At 59.9% G+C, this 2270-nt stretch carries 2 protein-coding genes; one reads left to right on the top strand and one right to left on the bottom strand.

Translation table 11 applies throughout. The features are described from left to right. Nucleotides 1-702 precede the first annotated feature (702 nt). A complete protein-coding gene (locus tag HMPREF2883_RS14710; RefSeq protein WP_141759040.1) occupies nt 703-1266 on the top strand; it encodes a hypothetical protein in 564 nt (187 codons plus the stop codon). A gap of 15 nt (nt 1267-1281) precedes the next feature. Here HMPREF2883_RS14710 and HMPREF2883_RS15055 read toward each other — a convergent pair. After that, a partial coding sequence (locus tag HMPREF2883_RS15055; protein ID WP_070659456.1) for a hypothetical protein occupies nt 1282-2270 on the bottom strand: 989 nt, incomplete at its 5' end.

The raw sequence follows: 2270 nt of genomic DNA, 5'->3' as shown, positions 1-2270 counted from the left end.
ATCTGCAAGGTGCTCACTGGCGCCGGAGTCAAGACCGCCCCGAGCACCTGACTCACGCCCGCCGTAGCCGTCCCCAAACGCCAGGATCCTGCGCGGCGTCAGACGCGCCAAGTCACCCAGAACGACCCGCTCGGTATCTGAAGGCCGGTGCCCGGCCGATCTGCCCCTGGGCGTCCTCAAGATGGTCGTCTGGCAACGAAAACGCCTGGGAGCCGATCTCTCTGGCCTGGTGCATCACTTGCGACCGCGGAGCGTAAGTACAGGTCCATCCGCTACGGAGCCGCCCTAGCCGGCTGTGGGGCAGTCGCCTCTGTAGGCTCTAAGGGCGACTCCTTTCGGCTTCGCCCCGGCCGAGGCAATCAACTCCTCGTACAAGGCCGAGCTCACCCTTTGGCCGAGGACCCTGGCAGGACATCGACGCCGCCCGTGCTCGCCACCGCCGAGTGGGTCCACTGATACAGGCACCATCCGGCCACACTCCGCCGTCAGCATGCCCCCACCGAGCACGAAGCCGTCTGGGGCCCCGATATCTACCTGGATTTCACGCCCGCAGAAGGGGGCGAGCCGGTATCCTTTACTGCAAGGGCGCCATTCATCAGACGTTCTCGGCTCTCCCAAATCCGCCTGATTCCAGGAGCCAGGACCACCTGATTGGCCCCCCCCCGACGACGTAGTCCTGAAACTGAGGGAAGCGAGTGGGTCGTGGCAGACGACAGCGAAAGCGACGTCAGAAGCGAAAGTGGCACCCCCGTGGCGGCGACTGCCCCACAGGTGGGTGGACGACGAAAGCATGGTGTCACGGCGCGACGCGCCCTCCTCGTGGTCATAGGAGCCTGCCTGGCCATAGCGATCGGCCTTGCCGGCTGGCTGTACTGGACCCACCCGAGCACCACCACCGCCTCCCTGCCCGACGGCGCCCAGAGGGGCGAGGAACAATACCTCAGCTGGGCACTGCCTCATCCTGAAACGATACATGGGACCCTGCGCCCAGGGCCACTGCACTCCAGGAACCACGAATGGGTTGGCACGGTGACATGGAAACCGTTCAATGCGACGGAGCAGGACTATGAGCTGCGCCTCGGCGAGAGCGTCCACATCGAGGGACTGGGAACAGTGACCCTCCTCGAAGTCGACCCACCCCCAGCCATCCCAGAGATCAACTTCTTCAAGGACAGAAGTGCAGGAGGATGGAAGTATCGAGTGAACATCGCCCTCGACCCCGGACTCTCCCTGTGCACAGTATTCAAACCATGCACACAGAAATAACGAAGGAACCTGACATCACTTACTCGGTTCAGCGGCAATACGAGTCTGCGAGAAGTACCTCTCATAGTCTTCCCGGCTTATCCTGATGAGCCCAGTATCCGCATGTTCACCTTTCTCTGTCGGATTCATTCCCCAAGGGTTTCTCAGCGTGACATACTGGTCATCAACTGCCACCACCGTGTACGCATGGGACGTCTTTTCCCCATCTTCATTCTCATGCCCACCCCCTAAACGACGAACACCTTCCTGGTCGGGCGCCTCCCCGTGAGCCCCCTTGTTCTCGGTGTCGATCTTGCCGTCGCCATTGGTATCGGTAGCAGCCTTAACCTTGGTATCGGGTTTTATATCCTCAGCGGTCACTGCCACGACAGGACACCCAGCATCCACCGAACGATCAATGCTGCCCCACTGCCTTCCAGAGTACTTATGGTCCTCTCTTGCGAGGAACCAGAAGAACCCAGTACCACCCCAGGTGTCAGCTGAGGTCACATCCTTGCCGGAAATTCTTTTCATAGCCTCTGCTGGCGGCTTATTATTCAAATCGTCATCACCAAACTGTTCCCCATAGGCACGCTCATAAATGCTCATCAGAGTGGGGCGACCCGCTTCATCCTTCGTGCCATTGGCGTAGTAGTCGTACACATCAACATGCACCTCATTGCCTTTATCGTCATACAGGGTCACAGTAAAGCAGCCCTTCCCGCCATCCCACTTGACGTGATCACGTAGGAACTGCTGCCCCTTTTCAGTCGCTGAGTACCCTTGAAGGGTAACCAGCATAAAGCAGTCAGGCATGCTGGTCTGATTGGCGTCAGGGTCCCAGTCGCCCTTGCCGTCAGCCTGCTCCCGCAGTCGCTTCTTGTCTTCCTCCGAAAAACTCTGCGTATCACCTTTCCCCTTCGATGGCTCGCCGTTCCCGTTTCGTGACTTGGCGCTTGTTGCGGTGCCGAGTGAGGCGGCAGTGGTGGTGGCTGCCAGGTCGATGGTGGACAGTAGGGTGTTGA

Origin of the sequence: Actinomyces sp. HMSC075C01, from assembly GCF_001812965.1 — a bacterium.
Classification (GTDB): Bacteria; Actinomycetota; Actinomycetes; order Actinomycetales; family Actinomycetaceae; genus Actinomyces; species Actinomyces acetigenes.
The sequence above is the reverse complement of the archived record's forward strand: the minus strand, read 5'-3'. Positions and strand labels throughout refer to the sequence as shown.